11 protein-coding genes are annotated in these 17,172 nt (G+C 68.6%); 5 read left to right on the top strand and 6 right to left on the bottom strand.

Annotation, left to right across the window (positions count from 1 at the left end):
* Window positions 1-7: 7 nt before the first annotated feature.
* From CHAN_RS01320 to CHAN_RS01305, 4 genes are all read right to left on the bottom strand, one after another.
* Complete coding sequence (locus CHAN_RS01320; protein WP_048743450.1) at window positions 8-748, bottom strand: succinate dehydrogenase cytochrome b subunit; 741 nt, start codon at window positions 746-748, stop codon at window positions 8-10.
* A 296-nt stretch (window positions 749-1,044) separates the two neighbouring features.
* Window positions 1,045-3,585, bottom strand: coding sequence for a glycoside hydrolase family 65 protein (locus CHAN_RS01315; protein WP_241485460.1), 2,541 nt, complete (start codon window positions 3,583-3,585; stop codon window positions 1,045-1,047).
* 212 nt (window positions 3,586-3,797) lie between these two features.
* Window positions 3,798-4,550, bottom strand: a complete 753-nt coding sequence (locus CHAN_RS01310; protein ID WP_290291022.1) for an HAD family hydrolase — start codon at window positions 4,548-4,550, stop codon at window positions 3,798-3,800.
* A 282-nt stretch (window positions 4,551-4,832) separates the two neighbouring features.
* Complete coding sequence (locus tag CHAN_RS01305; protein ID WP_290291020.1) at window positions 4,833-7,040, bottom strand: malate synthase G; 2,208 nt, start codon at window positions 7,038-7,040, stop codon at window positions 4,833-4,835.
* An 853-nt stretch (window positions 7,041-7,893) separates the two neighbouring features.
* On the opposite strand from CHAN_RS01305, the gene aceA reads away from it, so the two are divergent.
* Together aceA and ramB are read left to right on the top strand one after the other, a co-directional pair.
* A complete protein-coding gene (gene aceA / locus CHAN_RS01300) occupies window positions 7,894-9,189 on the top strand; it encodes an isocitrate lyase (protein ID WP_048743447.1) in 1,296 nt (431 codons plus the stop codon).
* A gap of 285 nt (window positions 9,190-9,474) precedes the next feature.
* Window positions 9,475-10,899: an acetate metabolism transcriptional regulator RamB gene (gene ramB, locus CHAN_RS01295; RefSeq protein ID WP_290291016.1), complete on the top strand. Its 1,425-nt coding sequence runs from the start codon at window positions 9,475-9,477 to the stop codon at window positions 10,897-10,899.
* Window positions 10,900-11,116: 217 nt separating this feature from the next.
* Here the strand turns inward: ramB and CHAN_RS01290 are convergent, their stop codons facing one another.
* Both CHAN_RS01290 and lpdA read right to left on the bottom strand, forming a co-directional pair.
* Complete coding sequence (locus CHAN_RS01290) at window positions 11,117-11,374, bottom strand: DUF6767 domain-containing protein (protein ID WP_290291014.1); 258 nt, start codon at window positions 11,372-11,374, stop codon at window positions 11,117-11,119.
* A gap of 146 nt (window positions 11,375-11,520) precedes the next feature.
* Window positions 11,521-12,936 carry a dihydrolipoyl dehydrogenase gene (lpdA, locus tag CHAN_RS01285; RefSeq protein WP_048743445.1) on the bottom strand — a complete coding sequence of 472 codons (1,416 nt, stop codon included), beginning with the start codon at window positions 12,934-12,936 and terminating at the stop codon, window positions 11,521-11,523.
* Between the two features lie 559 nt (window positions 12,937-13,495).
* On the opposite strand from lpdA, the gene CHAN_RS01280 reads away from it, so the two are divergent.
* The 3 genes from CHAN_RS01280 to CHAN_RS01270 all read left to right on the top strand — a co-directional run bounded on the left by CHAN_RS01280 (window position 13,496) and on the right by CHAN_RS01270 (window position 17,118).
* Window positions 13,496-14,605, top strand: coding sequence for an alpha/beta hydrolase (locus CHAN_RS01280; RefSeq protein WP_290291011.1), 1,110 nt, complete (start codon window positions 13,496-13,498; stop codon window positions 14,603-14,605).
* Window positions 14,606-14,686: 81 nt separating this feature from the next.
* Window positions 14,687-16,771, top strand: a complete 2,085-nt coding sequence (locus CHAN_RS01275; protein WP_290291008.1) for a prolyl oligopeptidase family serine peptidase — start codon at window positions 14,687-14,689, stop codon at window positions 16,769-16,771.
* Window positions 16,768-17,118: a hypothetical protein gene (locus CHAN_RS01270; protein WP_290291006.1), complete on the top strand. Its 351-nt coding sequence runs from the start codon at window positions 16,768-16,770 to the stop codon at window positions 17,116-17,118. Before CHAN_RS01275 ends, CHAN_RS01270 begins: the two co-directional genes overlap by 4 nt.
* The last annotated feature ends 54 nt before the right edge of the window (window positions 17,119-17,172 follow it).

The following is a 17,172-nucleotide window of genomic DNA, read 5'->3' as shown; positions in this document are numbered from 1 at the left end:
TCTAGGCCTAGCCGACCAGACCGGTGAGGACGGCCACCGGGATCGCGATGTTGCCCACGACCACCAGCAGCGGGATCAGGCCGGACAGGAACAGCAGGACCTTGCGCCAGCGGGCACCCGTGATGCCGAGGTCGCTGGTCGCGGTCCACAGGCCATGGGACAGGTGCAGCAGCAGCGCCAGCTGGGCGATGATGTACCAGATGGCGACGAGCGGGCGGGAGAACGAGGCGACCAGGTTGGCGTAGGCCTCGCCGTGGACGAAGTTCTCCGGGGCCACGGCCGCGCCGATGGTCAGGTCCAGGATGTGGAACACGATGAACGCCAGCAGCACGATGCCGGTGATCAGCATCGTGCGGGCGGTGAACGTGTTCCAGCCCCCGACCATGCCCTGGCGGCGGAACTTGCCGCGGGACTGGCGGGCCCGGCCGCTCAGCGCGAAAGCGCCGTAGACGTGCAGGACGACGGCGACGAGAAGGACGATTCGGAAGATCCACAGGACGCCCTCGTGCGGGATGGCCGGGTAGCCGACCGAGCGCAGGAACGCCGCGTAGGCGTTGAAGTCCTGCTCGCCCATGAAGATCTTCAGGTTGCCCACCATGTGGACGATGACGTAGAGCCCGAAGAGAAGGCCGGTGACGGCCATAATCAGCTTCAGGGCCCAGGACGGGAACTTGGGCCGCTCACGCAGCGGCTCAAAAGTGATTTTTCCGTGCGCGATCGCGTCACGGTTGGAACTTGTAACAGTCATGGCACCTCCAGTGTCACGTTCACTCTAAAGTCACTGAGCCGAACGTCACCATTTATCCCCCATCCGGGTGAGGAGTTTCACAGATTCCGCCGCCTGAGCCGCAGGCAACTCTCAGAATTGGGGATTTTCGCAGGTTTTGCGCGCATAATTCCCCACGAATCACACCCGGGATGAGGCAACGCGGGCGTCGCAAAGCGAAAAGCGGGCGGGATCGGAGATCCCGGCCCGCATGGGTCTGGCTTTTCGACGCCGAAGGTGCTAAACGGAGAAGTTTCGGCGCCGTCCGCCGCCCGCCGTCACCGCTTCGCGCCGTTCGGCTCGCCGGGGTCGCTCTGCATCCCCGTGCCGTTCGGGCCGGGAGGCACGATGGGCGCGTTCTCCTCCTCCGCCTTCCGCGCCCGCTCGGCGACGCGCGCGACCTCTTCCTCCGACGGCTCGGACTCCAGGGGCGGGCGGTAATCCACGCGCTCGCCGACGACGATGGTCATCGGTTCGTGGCCGACGATCACCTCGTGGCCGGCGACGTGGATCGGCCCCAGCGCGTGCTCTCCCTCCTCCACGACGAGTTCGACGGTGCGGCGGCGGACGGTCACGCGCATGCGGCAGCCGTGGATCGTGACGCGGTAGGTCAGGCCGTCCCATTCGTCGGGCAGGCGCGGATCGATGGTGAACACGCCGTCGTGGTCGCGGAAACCGCCGAAGCCGTAGACCAGCGACTGCCACACGCCGCCGGCCGACGCCACGTGGACGCCGTCGGCCGCGTTGCCGTGCAAGTTGGCCAGGTCGACGTACAGGCCGCGGATGAAGAAGTCGATGGCCTTCTCCCCGTAGCCCAGCTCCGCGGCGAGGATCGACTGCACGACCGCGGACAGCGACGAGTCGCCGGTGGTCAGCGGATCGTAGTAGTCGTAGTCGGCGCGCTTCTGGTCCTCGGTGAACTTGTTGCCCTGCAGGAACAGGGCCAGCACCACGTCGGCCTGCTTGATGATCTGGTGCCGGTAGATGGTCAGCGGGTGGTAGTGCAGCAGCAGCGGGCGCTTCGGCCCGATCTCGGGGTCGTCCAGGTTCCAGCGCTTGCGCAGCAGGAACTGGTCGTCCTGGGGGTGGATGCCCAGCCGTTCGTTGAACGGCACGTACATCTTGGCCGCGGCCTCCTCCCACTCCTCGACCTCGGCCATCTCCAGGTTGTAGCGGTGGCACACCTCGCGGAAGGCCTCCGGGCGCTCCACCATCATCTGGCGGACCACGTCGGCGGCGGCGGTGAGGTTATATTGCGCCATCACGTTGGTGTACAGGTTGTTGTTCACCACGGTGTTGTACTCGTCCGGCCCGGTCACCGAGTGGATCTGGAATTCCTCGCGCTCGGCGTCGAAGAAGCCCAGCGACATCCAGAACCGCGCCGTCGACAGCAGCAGGTCGGTGCCCTCGCGCAGCAGGAAGTCGACGTCGCCGGTGGCGTAGACGTACTTCATCAGCGCGTACACGATGTCCGCGTCGATGTGGTACTGCGCCGTGCCGGCGGCGTAGTAGGCCGAGGACTCGAGGCCGTTGATGGTGCGCCACGGGAACAGGGCGCCGTCGTGGGCCAGTTCGTCGGCGCGCTGCCACGCCGCGTCGAGCATGTCCCAGCGGAAGCGCAGCGCATTGCGGGCGAACGCCGGGGAGGTATAGGAGAGGAACGGCAGGACGTAGATCTCGGTGTCCCAGAAGTAGTGGCCGCCGTAGCCGGTGCCGGTCATGCCCTTGGCCGGCACGCCCTGGATCTCCGCGCGGGCGGAGGCCTGGACCAGCTGCCAGATGTTCCAGCGCACGGCCTGCTGGATCTCGGGCTGGTTGTGCACGACGACGTCGGAGCGCTCCCAGAAGCGCTCGAGCCATTCCTGCTGGTTCTCCTGCAGGGTGCGCAGGCCGATGCGGCGGACGCGGTTGAGCGTGCGGGCGCAGCGGAAGGCGAGTTCCTCGCCGCGCACGTGGCGCGACGAGTGGTAGGAGACGAACTTCTCCAGCCGGATGATCGAGCCCTTCGGCGCGTTGACGTGGTAGAGGATCTGCGCCGAGTCCTGTTCGGTGCGCTGGTCGATCTCCAGGTAGGGGTCGCTGCCGTCGGGCGTCGTGATGCTGAACCGGTGGTCCATCGCGCAGGCGACGGTCATGCCGGAGCGCGCGCAGCGGAAGGCGAGCGTCGAGCGTTCCTCGCCCTCTGCCTGGAACGTCGGGTTGAGCACCCGCTCCTCCAGCGTCTCGGCGCGCCGCGGGTCGAGTTCGGCGCCCTGGGCGGCGGAGGCGTCGTGGTATTCGTCCTCGCCGTCCTGGCGGTTGAGGATCTGCGAGTTGATCAGCACCGCGGCGCCGGCGTCGAGGAGCTCGACCTCCAGCGACATGACGGCGACGTGCTTCTCCTGGAAGCTGACCATGCGGTCGCTGGTGACGCGCACCATCTTGCCGCCCGGGGTGCGCCAGTTGAAGCGCCGCCGCAGCACGCCGTCGCGGAAGTCGAGGGACCGCTCGTAGTCGTGGACTTCGGCGTTGCCCAGGCGCAGCGGTTCGTCGTCGATGTACAGGCGCATGGCCTTGGAGTCGGGGGCGTTGATCAGCGACTGGCCCTCGCGAGCCAGGCCGTAGGCGTCCTCGGCGTGGCGGATGTGCCAGGTTTCGTGCAGGCCGTTGATGAACGTGCCGTGTTCGGCGGAGTCGCGGCCCTCCGGCGGGTTGGCGCGCATTCCGATGTACCCGTTGGACAGCGCGAACAGCGTCTCGGACACGCCGAGCGGGATGCCGCCCGGCTTGGCCTCGACCAGCCGCCATTCGTCGACGGGCGTTATGTCGCGGTCCATCATCCCTTCGGCGTCGACCAGGTGGTGGTGGATGTCCGCGCGGGTCGGCTCGAATTCGCGGCGCTTGCGGCGCCGCTCCTCGGAGGTCCGGCTGCCGGGCGCGGTTCCGCTTGACGACGGCCCGCCGCCCGCGTCACCCGGCGCGCCCTTCATTCCGGCCGTTCCCGTCATTCCCGCCGCGCCCGGATCCGCGTCCCGCGGGGTCTCGCCGGCGCTCATCGGATCAGCTCCGCGAGGTCGTCGACGACCTCGTCCGCGCCGCCGTCGAGCAGCGCCTCATGGCCGGCGCCGCGATCGACGCCGACGACCAGTCCGAACTTCCCCGCCGCCCCGGAGCGCACCCCGGAGATCGCGTCCTCCACCACGACGGCGTCGGCGGCGGGCACGCCCAACCGCTCGGCCGCGTGCAGGTACGTCGCGGGCGACGGCTTGCCGTCCAACCCGAGATCGTGGGCGACGTTGCCGTCGACGACGAGCTCGAAGCGATCCAGCAGCCCGGCGGCCTCCAGGACCGGCCGGGCGTTGCGCGACGAACTGACCACCGCCAGCTTCGGCCTGCCGCCGCCCTCCCCCGCGGCCACGGCGTCGAGGTGGTCGAGGAACCGGACCGACCCCTCGTAGGGCTCCACGCCCTCTTCGACCCGCCGCAGGAAGTCCTCGTTCTTCCGCAGTCCCAGGCCGGTGACCGTGTCATCGGCGGACGTGTCGGAGGGCGAGCCGTCGTCAAGCGAAATGCCGCGCGACGCGAGCAGGGCCCTGATGCCCTCGTCCCGCCGGCGCCCGTCCAGGTGCTCGAAATAGTCGGCGTCGGTGTACGGCTCGGCGCCGCGCCCGTCGAGGAACGCGCGGAACATGTCCCCCCACGCCCGCTCGTGGATGTCGGCGGTCGGGGTGAGCACCCCGTCCAAATCGAACAGCACCGCCCCGAAACTCGCGGGGTCGGTCACGCCGGACTGATGGGCTCCCATGTGGCGGTCTCCTCGTCGTGTCGCGGTGGATGCGCCACCCGTTGCGGGCGGCCATTCGGTCATCCAGCCTAGCCGCTGAGCATGCGGGCACCGGGCGCGCGGCGCGCGCGGGCGAGTTCGCCGCCGAATCGTTATCCGGGGCGTCGCGGCGGCGCAATCCGCGAGCAATCTGCGCTCGGGCGCGAAAACGCCCCCGCCCCGGCCGCGGGGTGCGGTCGGGGCGGGGGCGGGTCAACCGGGCGGGCACGGGATGTGCCCGGGGCGGGCCGGGGGCGGGCGGGTTTAGCCCTGGTCGATGCCGTGGCGCTTCTTGAAGGCCAGGCGGGCGCGGTGCAGGATCGGCTCGGTGTAGCCGGACGGCTGCTCGGTGCCCTTGAGGATCAGATCCTTCGCGGCCTGGAAGCCGATGGACTGGTCGAAGTCGGCGGCCATGGGCAGGTAGGCCTCGTCACCCTCGTTCTGGCGGTCGACGACCTCGGCCATGCGGTGGAGCGAATCCATGATCTGCTCCTCCGACACGACGCCGTGCAGCAGCCAGTTGGCCAGGGTCTGCGAGGAGATGCGCAGCGTGGCACGGTCCTCCATGAGGTCGACGTCGTTGATGTCCGGGACCTTGGAGCAGCCGACGCCCTGCTCGACCCAGCGGATGACGTAGCCGAGGATCGACTGGCAGTTGTTGTCCAGCTCGTTCTGCTTCTCCTCGTCGGACCAGTCGGCGCCCGGGTCGCCGGCCTTCGCGGCGGCGACCGGGATGGTCAGCAGGTCCTTGCGGGTGTCGCGGCGGCCGTCGGTGATCAGCTTGTCCTGGACCTCGAACACGTCGACCTGGTGGTAGTGCGTGGCGTGGAGGACGGCGCCGGTCGGCGACGGGACCCACGCGGTGGAGGCGCCCTGCTTCGGCTGGCCGATCTTCTGCTCCAGCAGCTCGGCCATCAGCTCGGTCATGGCCCACATGCCCTTGCCGATCTGCGCCTTGCCCTGCAGGCCGTGCGCCAGGCCGGCGTCGACGTTGTTGTCCTCGTAGGCCAGCATCCACGGCGCGGTCTTCTGCACGGCCTTGCGGAACATCGGGCCCGCCTGGATGGAGGTGTGGATCTCGTCGCCGGTGCGGTCCATGAAGCCGGTGTTGATGAACACCACGCGCTCGGAGACCTCCTTGATGGCGGCGTCGAGGTTGACCGAGGTGCGGCGCTCCTCGTCCATGAGGCCGACCTTCATGGTGTTGCGGTCCAGGCCGAGGAGGTCCTCGACGGCGGCGAACAGCTCGTTGGTGAAGGCGGACTCCTCCGGGCCGTGCTGCTTCGGCTTCACGATGTAGATGGAGCCGGTGCGGGAGTTCTTCCGCGCGTTGTCCTGGTCCAGGCCGGGCATGGCGCAGATCGGGGTGATGACCGAGTCCATGATGCCCTCGTAGATCTCCTCGCCGTTGCGGTCGAGGATGGCGGGGTTCTGCATCAGGTGGCCGACGTTGCGGACCAGGTTGAGCGAGCGGCCGTGGAGGGTCCGCTCATTGCCCTCGAGGTCGGTGTAGGTGCGGTCGTCGTTGATGGCGCGCTTGGCGGGCTTGCCGCCCTTGACGATGTCGACCTCCAGGTCGCCGACGTTCAGGCCGAGCCAGTTGGTGTAGCCCAGGACCTTGTCGGCGGCGTCGACGGCGGCGACGGAGTCCTCGAGGTCCATGATGTTGGTGACGGCGGCCTCGAGGATGATGTCCTTGACGCCGGCCTTGTCGGTCTTGCCGATCGGCGACTCCGGATCGATGAGGATCTGGATGTGCAGGCCGTTGTGCTTGAGGTAAATGGAATCCGGGTCGGCGATCTCGCCGGTGTAGCCGACCAGGGCCTCGGGCTCGCGCAGGCCGATCTGCTCGCCGTCGATGGTGGCCAGCAGGCGGCCGTCGACGATGTCGTAGGACGTGGCGTCGGCGTGGCTGCCCTCGAGCAGCGGCACGGCCTTGTCCAGGAAGTCGCGGCCCCAGGCGATGACGCGGTCGCCGCGGACCTTGTTGTAGCCCTTGCCGTCCTTCTCGGCGCCGCCCTCTTCGGAGATGGCGTTGGTGCCGTAGAGCGCGTCGTAGAGGGAGCCCCAGCGCGCGTTGGCGGCGTTGATGGCGAAGCGGGCGTTGAGCACCGGCACGACCAGCTGCGGGCCGGCGGTGGAGGTGATCTCGGTGTCCACGTTGGCGGTGGTCACCTCGTACTCGCCCGGATCCGGCACGAGGTAGCCGATTTCCTCGAGGAAGGAGACGTAGGAGTCCAGGTCCTGCTCGCCCGGGTTCTCGCGGTAGTAATCGTCGAGCTTGGCCTGCAGCTCGTCGCGCTTGGCCAGGAGCTCGACGTTGCGCGGGGTGAACTTCTCGACGATGTCGCCGAAGCCCTGCCAGAAGGCGTCCTTGTCTTCGATGCCGGCGGCGGGAAGGGCGGTGTCGTTGACGAAGTCGTAGAGGACCTTGGCGACCTGCAGGCCGCCGGCGGTGATGCGCTCGGTCATTGCTCTCCTTAATTAAGGGTTCGGGTTCACGCTCGCTGCGCGCCCGTCGCGGGCGCACCGCGGAATCCGGGGGCACCTGGTCGTGCGGGGACCCCCGCTTCACGACGGCCGGTCTTCGGGCTTTCGGCCGCCATGACCCAAAAGGCCATGGCGGAAAAGGCCGATGCGTCGGACCGCCTTCCGCTTGCGATGCCCCAACCTTATGTGATGCGGGTCTCGCGCGGCACCGTTCCGCCGCCGGAGACCGGGCGGCCCGCCCCGCCGCACCGGGGCTTCCACCGTTCCGCCCGACCCGGGCCACCCCCGGAACCCCGCGAAACGGGGATCCACCCGTTCGGGTTCCGCGAATACGCGCTGACCACGCAATCTCCGCCACACCCGCAGCACCCCCGAACACCGTTCCCCGGCCGCCGAAACGTATGCGACCGATCACATCCGGGAACGTGACGGGGGCCACCCCAAAGCGGGGGGGGTGATCTTCACCGTCTTGCCATGGTCACTGCCGTTATCCGGGCCATCATGTGTTTCGACCTGCAACTAAGGTGAAGTGAACAACCGCATCCGTCTCTTCGCAATCTTTGCACCTTCGCCGAAAAAAAGCACTTAAATTTACAACCCACTTTTCTTGACGGAATGCACGTCGTACCCCATGATGTGAACCACGGCACGCGAAAGCGGGCAGTCACCGTAGCCGTTCGTTGGGTGTGTTTCTCCGCCCGGCGGCGAAGAATCACGGGAGACGTCCGCCTCCGCCGTGTAATCCAGTATCCCGGTTGCCGAAAGCCGCTCGCCGCGTCGGGCGCAGCAAACGGCCCCGGATCCCCAACGTCCTACTTAAGGAAGTGACCCGGATATGTCGAACGTCGGCAAGGCCCGTACCGCCCAGGAAATCCAGAAGGATTGGGACGAGAACCCCCGCTGGAAGGGCATCCAGCGCGACTACACCGCCGAGCAGGTCGCCGAGCTCCAGGGCACGGTCGTCGAGGAGCACACCCTCGCCCGCCGCGGCGCCGAGATCCTGTGGGAGGGCGTCAACGTCGACGACGACTCCTACATCAACTCCCTGGGCGCGCTGACCGGCAACATGGCCGTCCAGCAGGCCCGCGCCGGCCTGAAGGCCGTCTACCTGTCCGGTTGGCAGGTCGCCGGCGACGCCAACCTCTCCGGCCACACCTACCCGGACCAGTCGCTGTACCCGGCCAACTCCGTGCCGTCCGTCGTCCGCCGCATCAACAACGCCCTGCTTCGCGCCGACGAGATCGCCCGCATCGAGGGCGACACCTCGGTCGACAACTGGCTGCTGCCGATCGTCGCCGACGGCGAGGCCGGCTTCGGTGGCGCGCTGAACGTCTACGAGCTGCAGAAGGCCATGATCCAGGCCGGCGCCGCCGGCACCCACTGGGAGGACCAGCTGGCCTCCGAGAAGAAGTGCGGCCACCTGGGCGGCAAGGTCCTGATCCCGACCCAGCAGCACATCCGCACCCTGACCTCGGCCCGCCTCGCGGCCGACGTCGCCAACACCCCGACCGTCATCATCGCGCGCACCGACGCCGAGGCGGCCACCCTGATCACCTCCGACGTCGACGAGCGCGACCAGAAGTTCATCGAGGGCGACCGCACCGCCGAGGGCTACTACCGCGTGAAGAACGGCATCGAGCCCTGCATCGCCCGCGCCAAGTCCTACGCCCCGTACTCCGACCTGATCTGGATGGAGACCGGCACCCCGGACCTGGACGTCGCCAAGCAGTTCGCGGAGGCCGTCAAGGAGGAGTACCCGGACCAGCTCCTGGCCTACAACTGCTCCCCGTCCTTCAACTGGTCGGCGCACCTCGAGGCCGACGAGATCGCCAAGTTCCAGAACGAGCTGGGCAAGATGGGCTTCAAGTTCCAGTTCATCACCCTGGCCGGCTTCCACGCCCTGAACTACGGCATGTTCGACCTGGCGTACGGCTACGCCCGCGAGCAGATGACCGCCTTCGTCGACCTGCAGAACCGCGAGTTCAAGGCCGCCGAGGAGCGTGGCTTCACCGCCGTCAAGCACCAGCGCGAGGTCGGCGCCGGCTACTTCGACCGCATCGCCACCACGGTCGACCCGAACTCCTCCACCACCGCCCTGAAGGGCTCCACCGAGGAGGGCCAGTTCCACTAAGCCGATTCGCGCCCGTCGCCTGACGACGGGACCGTGACACGGCTGGAACGGCGAGGCGGCTCGGATCGGGTCGCCACGTGGCCACCGCGAGAAACCGCCCGGGATTTTCCCGGGCGGTTTTTCCGTGCCCGGGGCATGGAATGATCGGCGGCGATCACACCGAAACGGATGCCGCCCCCCTCGGCGCAGCCCGTCTACCGCGCCGCCCGCACCATGGACGGACTTACACTTGGCAGACTTAACGGATGAAGTTGGCCATTTTGCCAGGGCTGCTAACATTGTTCCATGGCCAAGACGTATGTGGGTTCCAGGCTGCGGCAGCTGCGCCGCGAAAGGGACATGAGCCAGGCCGCGCTCGCGCAGGCGCTGGGGCTGTCCGCCAGCTACGTGAACCAGATCGAGCACGACGTGCGCCCGCTGACCGTTCCGGTGCTGCTGAAGATCACCGAGACGTTCGGCGTCGACGCGACGTTCTTCTCCCGCGACGACGACTCGCGCCTGCTCGCCGAGGTCCAGGACGTGGTGCTGGACAAGGAGGTCTGCCCGGAACCGGTGGATCTGCAGGAGATCTCCGACATGGTGCGCAACCACCCGGAGATCGCGCGCGCGATGGTCGACGCGCACCGCCGCTACCGCAACGTCACCGACAAGCTGTCGCTGGCCACTGATGACCGCAACTTCCCGGGCGACCCCGGGGCCACCGCGGCGTCGAAGGCGCTGACCATGCCGCACGAGGAGGTCCGCGATTACTTCTACACGCGCCAGAACTACATAGACTCCGTCGACCTGGCCGCCGAACGGCTGGCGCTGGAGCTGGGGACGACCGACGACGACAAGGACGTCGAGGAGGTTCTGGCGCGGCGCCTGACCCAGCGGCACGGGGTGACCATCCGCACCCGGTCCGACATGGGCGACACCCAGCACCACTTCAACCCGGACACCGGGCAGCTGGACCTCGCGCGGGGCCTGTCCCCCGGCCAGCGGGCCTTCCGCATGGCCACCGAGCTCGGTTACTTCGAGTGCGGCGACCTGATCCGCGAGGAAGTCTCCGCCGGTCATTTCACCTCGGACGACTCCCGCGAGCTCGCGTTGCGCGGCGTGGCCACGTACTACGCCGGCGCGCTGATCCTGCCGTACGAGAAGTTCCACGCCCTCGCGGAATCCAACCGGTACGACATCGAGTTCCTGTCGCGGCATGCCGGCGTCGGCTACGAGACCATCTGTCACCGGCTGTCCACCATGCAGCGCCCCAGCCTGCGCGGCATCCCGTTCACGTTCGTCCGCGTCGACCGCGCCGGCAACATGTCCAAGCGGCAGTCGGCCACCGGCTTCCACTTCACCAACTCCGGCGGCACGTGTCCGCTGTGGAACGTCTACGAGACGTTCTCGTATCCGGGCAAGATCATGCGGCAGGTGGCCATCATGCCGGACGGCCGCTCCTACCTGTGGATCTCCCGCACCGTCGAGCACCACACCGCCCGGTACAACCAACCGGGCAAGACCTTCGCCATCGGCCTGGGCTGCGAGGCCCGGCACGCCCACCGCACGGTGTACTCCGAGGGCCTGGACATCAACGACGAAAAGGCCGCCACGCCGATCGGCGCCGGCTGCCGCGTGTGCAGCCGCGACGACTGTCCGCAGCGGGCGTTCCCCCCGATCCACCGGGCGATCGACGTCAACGCGCACCGGTCCTCGGTCGCGCCGTACTAGCCGTCATGTCCCGCGGCGTTGCGATTGGCTTCCACGACGTTGCGCTTGGCTTCCGCGACGATCGCGCCTTCCGGCCACCGCGCCCCGCCCGGGACCCGACGGCTAACCCACCCCGAATGCGCAGGCCCACCCGTTACAGCGGGTGGGTCTGCGCATTCGGGGTGGGTCTGCGTGAAAGGGCGCGGCGGCGGACTGGCATTGGTCGCCGTCCCGCCCGCTAGCTCGTCGCCGCCCGGCGGTGCGCGCGGTTCATGTCGGCCATCATCTCGCGCAGATCCGGCTCGGCCATGACCATGGCCACGGTCTGGCAGTCCTCCGGCCCGTTCGCGCCCGGCTGGCACAACGTGCACGGCTCCCCGTAGCGCAACGGGCACCGCGCCTGGGCGACGCGCCGCTTCCGCTTGACGACGGTCGCGGCACCCGAGGCTCCCCCGGTCGTCCCGGCTCCCCCTCCATCATTCCGCGCATTCTTCATGCGCATTACGCTACGCCGCTCGGCCGGGGATGAAAAGGCCGGGTCGTCGTCAAGCGAAAAGCGGCGCGGGCCCGGCATTGCCGGACCCGCGCCGCGAAGCCGAACCCCCGGGTACCACGCGCACGCGGGCCCCGGGAAGTGGCTCGCTAGAGGTTGATCATCTGGCCCATCAGGCCCTCGGCGGCTTCCTTCATCGCCTCGGACATGGTCGGGTGGATGTGGGTGGTGCGGCCGATCTCCTCGGAGGTCAGCTCGTACTTCTGCGCCAGCACCAGCTGCGGCATGAGCTCGGAGACGTTGGCGCCGACCATGTGGCCGCCGACCAGCTCGCCGTGCTCGGCGTCGGCGATGAGCTTGACGAAGCCGGTCGCCTCCGCCAGGCCCTGCGCCTTGCCGTTGGCGGAGAACGGGAAGGTGGAGACGGTGATCTCGCGACCGTTTTCCTCGGCCCACTTCTTCGCCTGCGCCTCGGTCTTGCCGAAGGACGCGACCTGCGGGTTGCAGAACGTCGCACGCGGCATGTTCAGGTAGTCCTCGATGACGTCGGTCTCGTGGCCGGCCATGTGCTCGGCGGCGATGACGCCCATCGTCTCGGCCACGTGCGCCAGCTGCAGCTTCATGGTGACGTCGCCGATGGAGTAGATGTGCTCGACGTTGGTGCGCATGTACTCGTCGATCGGGATCTCGCCGCGCTCGCCGACCTCGACGCCGGCCTTGTCCAGGCCGATGCCCTCGGTGCGCGGGGCGAAGCCGATGGAGACCATGACGCGGTCGACGGTGATGGTCTCGGAGTCGCCGCCGTCCTTCGGCTCGACCTTGACCTCGACCGAGTCGCCCTTGTCTTCGATGGCGGTGGTCTTGTGGCCGGTGAGCAGCTTGACGCCGAGCTTCTTGTACTCCTTGGCGATGACCTTGGAGACATCCTCGTCCTCGTTCGGCAGGACGCGGTCCATGAACTCGACGATGGTGACGTCCACGCCGTAGTTGGCCAGGACGTAGGCGAACTCCATGCCGATGGCGCCGGCGCCGACGATGACCATCGAGTCGGGCAGGTCGGAGGAGAGGATCTGCTCCTCGTAGGAGACGATGTTGCCGCCGAGCTCGACGCCCGGCAGGGAGCGGACCACGGAGCCGGTCGCGATGATGGCGTTGTCGAACGTGAGCTCCTTGCCCTCGTCCTCGCCGTCGGTGATGGCGATGGTGTTGGCGTCCTTGAACTCGCCCCAGCCGTCGACCTCGTCGATCTTGTTCTTCTTCATCAGGTAGTGGACGCCCTTGACGATGCCCGCGGACACCTTGCGCGAGCGGTCGTGCGCCGCACCGAAGTCGAAGGAGGCGTCGCCCGAGATGCCGAAGGTCTTCGCCTGGTGGTTGAAGATGTGCGCCACCTCGGCGTTCTTCAACAGCGACTTGGAGGGGATGCAGCCCACGTTGAGGCAGACACCGCCCCAGTACTGCTTCTCCACGACGGCGACCTTCAGGCCGAGCTGGGAGGCGCGGATGGCGGCGACGTACCCGCCGGGGCCGGCGCCGAGGACAACGAGATCATAATGTTCAGCCACGGGAACAAGATTACGCGGCGTCGTGGTCCGAGTCATCCTCGCCTCGACCGTGGGGGGCGGGGCGGTTTGCTTTGCGACGGCCCGGCCGCCGCACGGTGCCGTCGGCGGCTCGGTGGCCCGGCCAGCGCCTCGGTCAGTGCCTCGGTCAGTAGATGCCGAGGGCGACGAGGATGTCCGCGAGCGAGGCGGACCCCTGGTCGAGGCCGACCCCGAGGAGCTCGAAGAGCTTCACGAGAAGGGATTCATGGGGCTGCATGTCGGTCCTTTCGGTTGGGACGGGTGTCCCCGCGGGGTTCTTCCGGAAATGAGCCTAGTTCACATTCGTCCCAATTTTAACTCCCGTAACACCAGTTCATGCGGGGAATCCGGTTTTCCCAGGCCGTGGACCCGCCGCGAACCCGGCCGCGACCATCTCGCACAACGCTTTCGCACCGGCGTGCGCTGGGGTAATCTCCCCATTGATTTACGCCGCACAGCGTGGACTCAGCGGCATCGAAGGATGCGCGCAGGCGGTCCACGGCATCGACTTGGCCGCCAACCCGGCCGCAGGGAGCCCACGATGAAGAACACCCGCACGCGCCTCTTGTCCGCGACCGCCGCCGCGATGGTCGCCCTGATGCCCGTTGCGCTGGCCCCGACGACCCTGGCCCAGCCGGCCGCCGAGTCGCCGGCCCCGAACCCCGTCGCCACCCCGATCGCCGATGCCGCGGGCGTCACCCCGGCGCCGATCGCGATCGGCAAGCTGGAGAAGGTCAACCCGCACTGGCGCAGCCAGATCGAGGGCCACGACAACGTCAAGGAGGTCTGGGCGGGCTCGACGTCGATGGACCGCGGCGTGCCGCTGGTCTGGATCCACCCGAAGGGCCTGACGGGTAACGACATCTACAAGCCGCGCCCGACGCTGTACGTGCTCAACGGCGCCGACGGCGGCGAGGGCAAGGCGTCGTGGCTGTACCAGACGGACATCATCGACTTCTTCTCCGACAAGGACGTCAACGTCATCATCGTCCAGGCCGGCGAGTTCTCGTACTACACCGACTGGGCGGACCCGAACACCAAGCTGGGCGCCCAGACCTGGGAGACGTTCCTGACCAAGGAGCTGCCGGAGTCCCTGGAGGCCAAGATCGGCGGCAACGGCAAGCGCGGCATCGTGGGCATGTCCATGTCGGCGACGTCGGTGCTGAACTTCGCCCAGCACAGCCCGGATCTGTACGACGGCATCGGCTCCTTCTCCGGTTGCGCCCAGACCTCCGACGAGATCGGCGCGCAGGCCATCAAGCTGGTGCTCGACCGCAAGGGCGTCACCGGCGAGCAGATGTGGGGCCCGCGCCCGGGCGAGCGCTGGAAGCACAACGACCCGCTGGTCAACGCGGAGAAGCTGCGCGGCCAGCAGATGTACATCTCCAACGGCACCGGCCTGTGGGGCGAGTGGGACACCACCGCGCACCCGAACGTCACCGACGAGTCGCAGTTGATCGCGCAGCGCACGACCGGTTCGGCCATCGAGGGCGGCACGAACTTCTGCACCAACGTGTTCAAGGCGAAGCTGGATTCCCTGGGCATCGACGCCCACTGGGATCTGGGCAACGCCGGCACGCACTCGTGGGGCTACTGGCAGGATGATCTGCACGATTCCTGGAACGTGCTGTTCTCCCGCGTCCTCTACTGAGTTTCCGCGGCCGGCGGCCGCCCGGGGAGCTTCCTCCGGGTTCCGCCCGGTTGCGCCCGCCCCATGACCTAGATTCGGGTCATGGGGTTTTCCTTTTCCGACGCCGCCACCGCCACCTCCGATGCCGCGCAGCGTTTCCTGCCCACCGACGGCGTGCCCGGCTGGCTCGACGAGATCACCGGCGAACGCGCGCTGGACTGGGCCCGGGCCCGCAGCGCGGAAACGGAGTCGCTTTTCGACGGCGACGCCTCCCGCGATGAGCTGGAGTCCGCGATCCGCGCCGCACTCGACACCGATGCGCACATCCCCTACCCGGTCCGCCGCGGCGAGCACCTGTACAACTTCTGGCGCGACGGCGATCACCCGCGCGGCCTGTGGCGTCGCACGTCGCTGGAGTCGTTCCTCTCCGGGGAGACCGAGTGGGAGGTGCTGCTCGACGTGGATGCGCTGGCGGCGTCGGAAAGCGAGAACTGGGTGTGGAAGGGCGCGCAGTGCCGGTACCCGGACTACGACCGCGCACTGGTGCATCTTTCGCGCGGCGGCGCCGATGCGTCGGTGATCCGCGAGTTCGACCTGGAAAAGCTCGCGTTCGTCTCGGACCGGCCGTTCGAGCTGCCGGAGGCGAAATCGGACGTGTCGTGGGTCAGCCGGGACGAGATCCTGGTGGGCACCGACATGGGGCCCGGCACGCTCACGGCGTCGGGGTACCCGAAGCAGGTGTTCTCGTGGCGGCGCGGGCAGGCGCTCGGCGACGCGGAGCTGATCTTCGCGGGCCACGATGACGACGTCGCCGTCGGCGGCTGGTTCGACGCCACCGAGGGCTTCGAGCGGCTGTTCGTGGAGCGGGCCATCGACTTCTACCGTTCGCGGCGGTTCGTGCGCACGGACGAGGGCCTGCAGATCATCGAAGTGCCCGACGACTGCCGCGTGAGCGTGCACCGCGAGCACCTGCTGCTGATGCCCCGCACCGATTTCAACGGCGTCCCCGCCGGAGGTCTCGCCGTGGCGGCGCTGGACGACTGGCTGGCGGGGTCGCGGGACTGCGAGGTGCTGTTCTCCCCCGACGCGCGGACGTCGCTGCAGTCGGTGGCGTGGACGAAGAGCCACCTGGTGCTGACGCTGCTGCACGACGTCGCCACACGCCTGGTCACCATGACCATCGGAGACTGGGCGGAAGGCACCGTCCCCGGGCTGCCCGAATCGGCGTCGGTGTCCGTGGTGGGGACCTCGCCCACGCGCGACGACGAACTGTGGCTGGCGGGCTCGTCCACCCTGGAGCCGGCGACGCTGTGGCTGACGGAGTCCGGCGCCGACGACGCTCCCCGCGTCGCCCGGCGCGCCCCCGCCTTCTTCGACGCCGCGGGCATGTCGACCCGCCTGCACTGGGCGACGTCCGCCGACGGCACGAAGATCCCCTACCGGATCACCGGGCTCCTGGACGACGCCGACCCGGAGGGCGCGGGCGAACCGCGGCCCACGCTGGTCCACGCCTACGGCGGGTTCGAGGTGTCGCTCGTGCCGGGTTACTCGGTGACGCGCGGACTGGGCTGGCTCGCGCGCGGCGGGCTGGCCGTCGAGGCGAACCTGCGCGGCGGCGGGGAGTTCGGCCCGGAGTGGCATTCGGGAGCGGTGAAGCTGAATCGAGGGAAGGTCCACGAGGATCACCGGGCGGTGCTCGACGACATCGTCGCGCGGGGCTACGCCTCGCCGGAGACCCTGGCGATCCGCGGCGGGTCCAACGGCGGACTGCTGTCGGCCGTGGCGCTGACGTCGTACCCGGAGAAGCTCGGCGCCGTGGTCTCCCAGGTGCCGTTGGCCGACATGCTGCGCTACCACCGGCTGTCGGCGGGCGCGTCGTGGATGGCCGAGTACGGCGACCCGGACGACGGCGCCGAAGGCGCGGCGATCCGCGAGTGGTCGCCGGTGCAGCGCATCGCCCGGCGCGCCGACCGCCCCTATCCCCCGGCGCTGGTGACCACGTCGACCCGGGACGACCGCGTGCACCCCGCGCACGCCCGGAGTCTGGCATGGTTGCTCCGCGAGGCCGGTCAACCCGTGGACTACCACGAGAACACCGAGGGCGGCCACGCCGGCGCCGCCGACAACTCCCAGGTCGCGCACCTGGAGGCATTGATCCATTCCTGGCTGTGGAGGACCCTGGGATGACCTCGTACGACGACTTCGACGAAGAGTTCCGCCGAGAGTTCGGCCACGCCCGCGATGGGCGGGGCGACGCCGATTGGCACGGCGACGTCGACCCGGAGCGGTCCTCCCGCATCGACGACGCATCGCTGATGATCAGCATCATCGGGATCATGGTCACGCTGGCCGGGCCACTGTCCGGGCTGGTGACGCTGAGCGGCCTGTTCATTCCGGTGGGCGTCGCCGGCATGGTGGCCATGATCCTCGCCGCCGTGACGCGGCAGTGGGTGCTGGTCGGCCTCGGCGCCATCACCGCCGTGTTCCCGCTGGTGGCGCTGCTGGTGATCTCCGAGGTCTTCGGCGCCGCGTGACCCGGCTCCCCCGCTTCCGGTTGCCCGCGGCCGTGCGTCGGTGGCGCAGGCGTC

It is taken from the genome of Corynebacterium hansenii (assembly GCF_030408795.1).
GTDB classification, from domain to species: Bacteria; Actinomycetota; Actinomycetes; order Mycobacteriales; family Mycobacteriaceae; genus Corynebacterium; species Corynebacterium hansenii.
The sequence above is the reverse complement of the archived record's forward strand: the minus strand, read 5'-3'. Positions and strand labels throughout refer to the sequence as shown.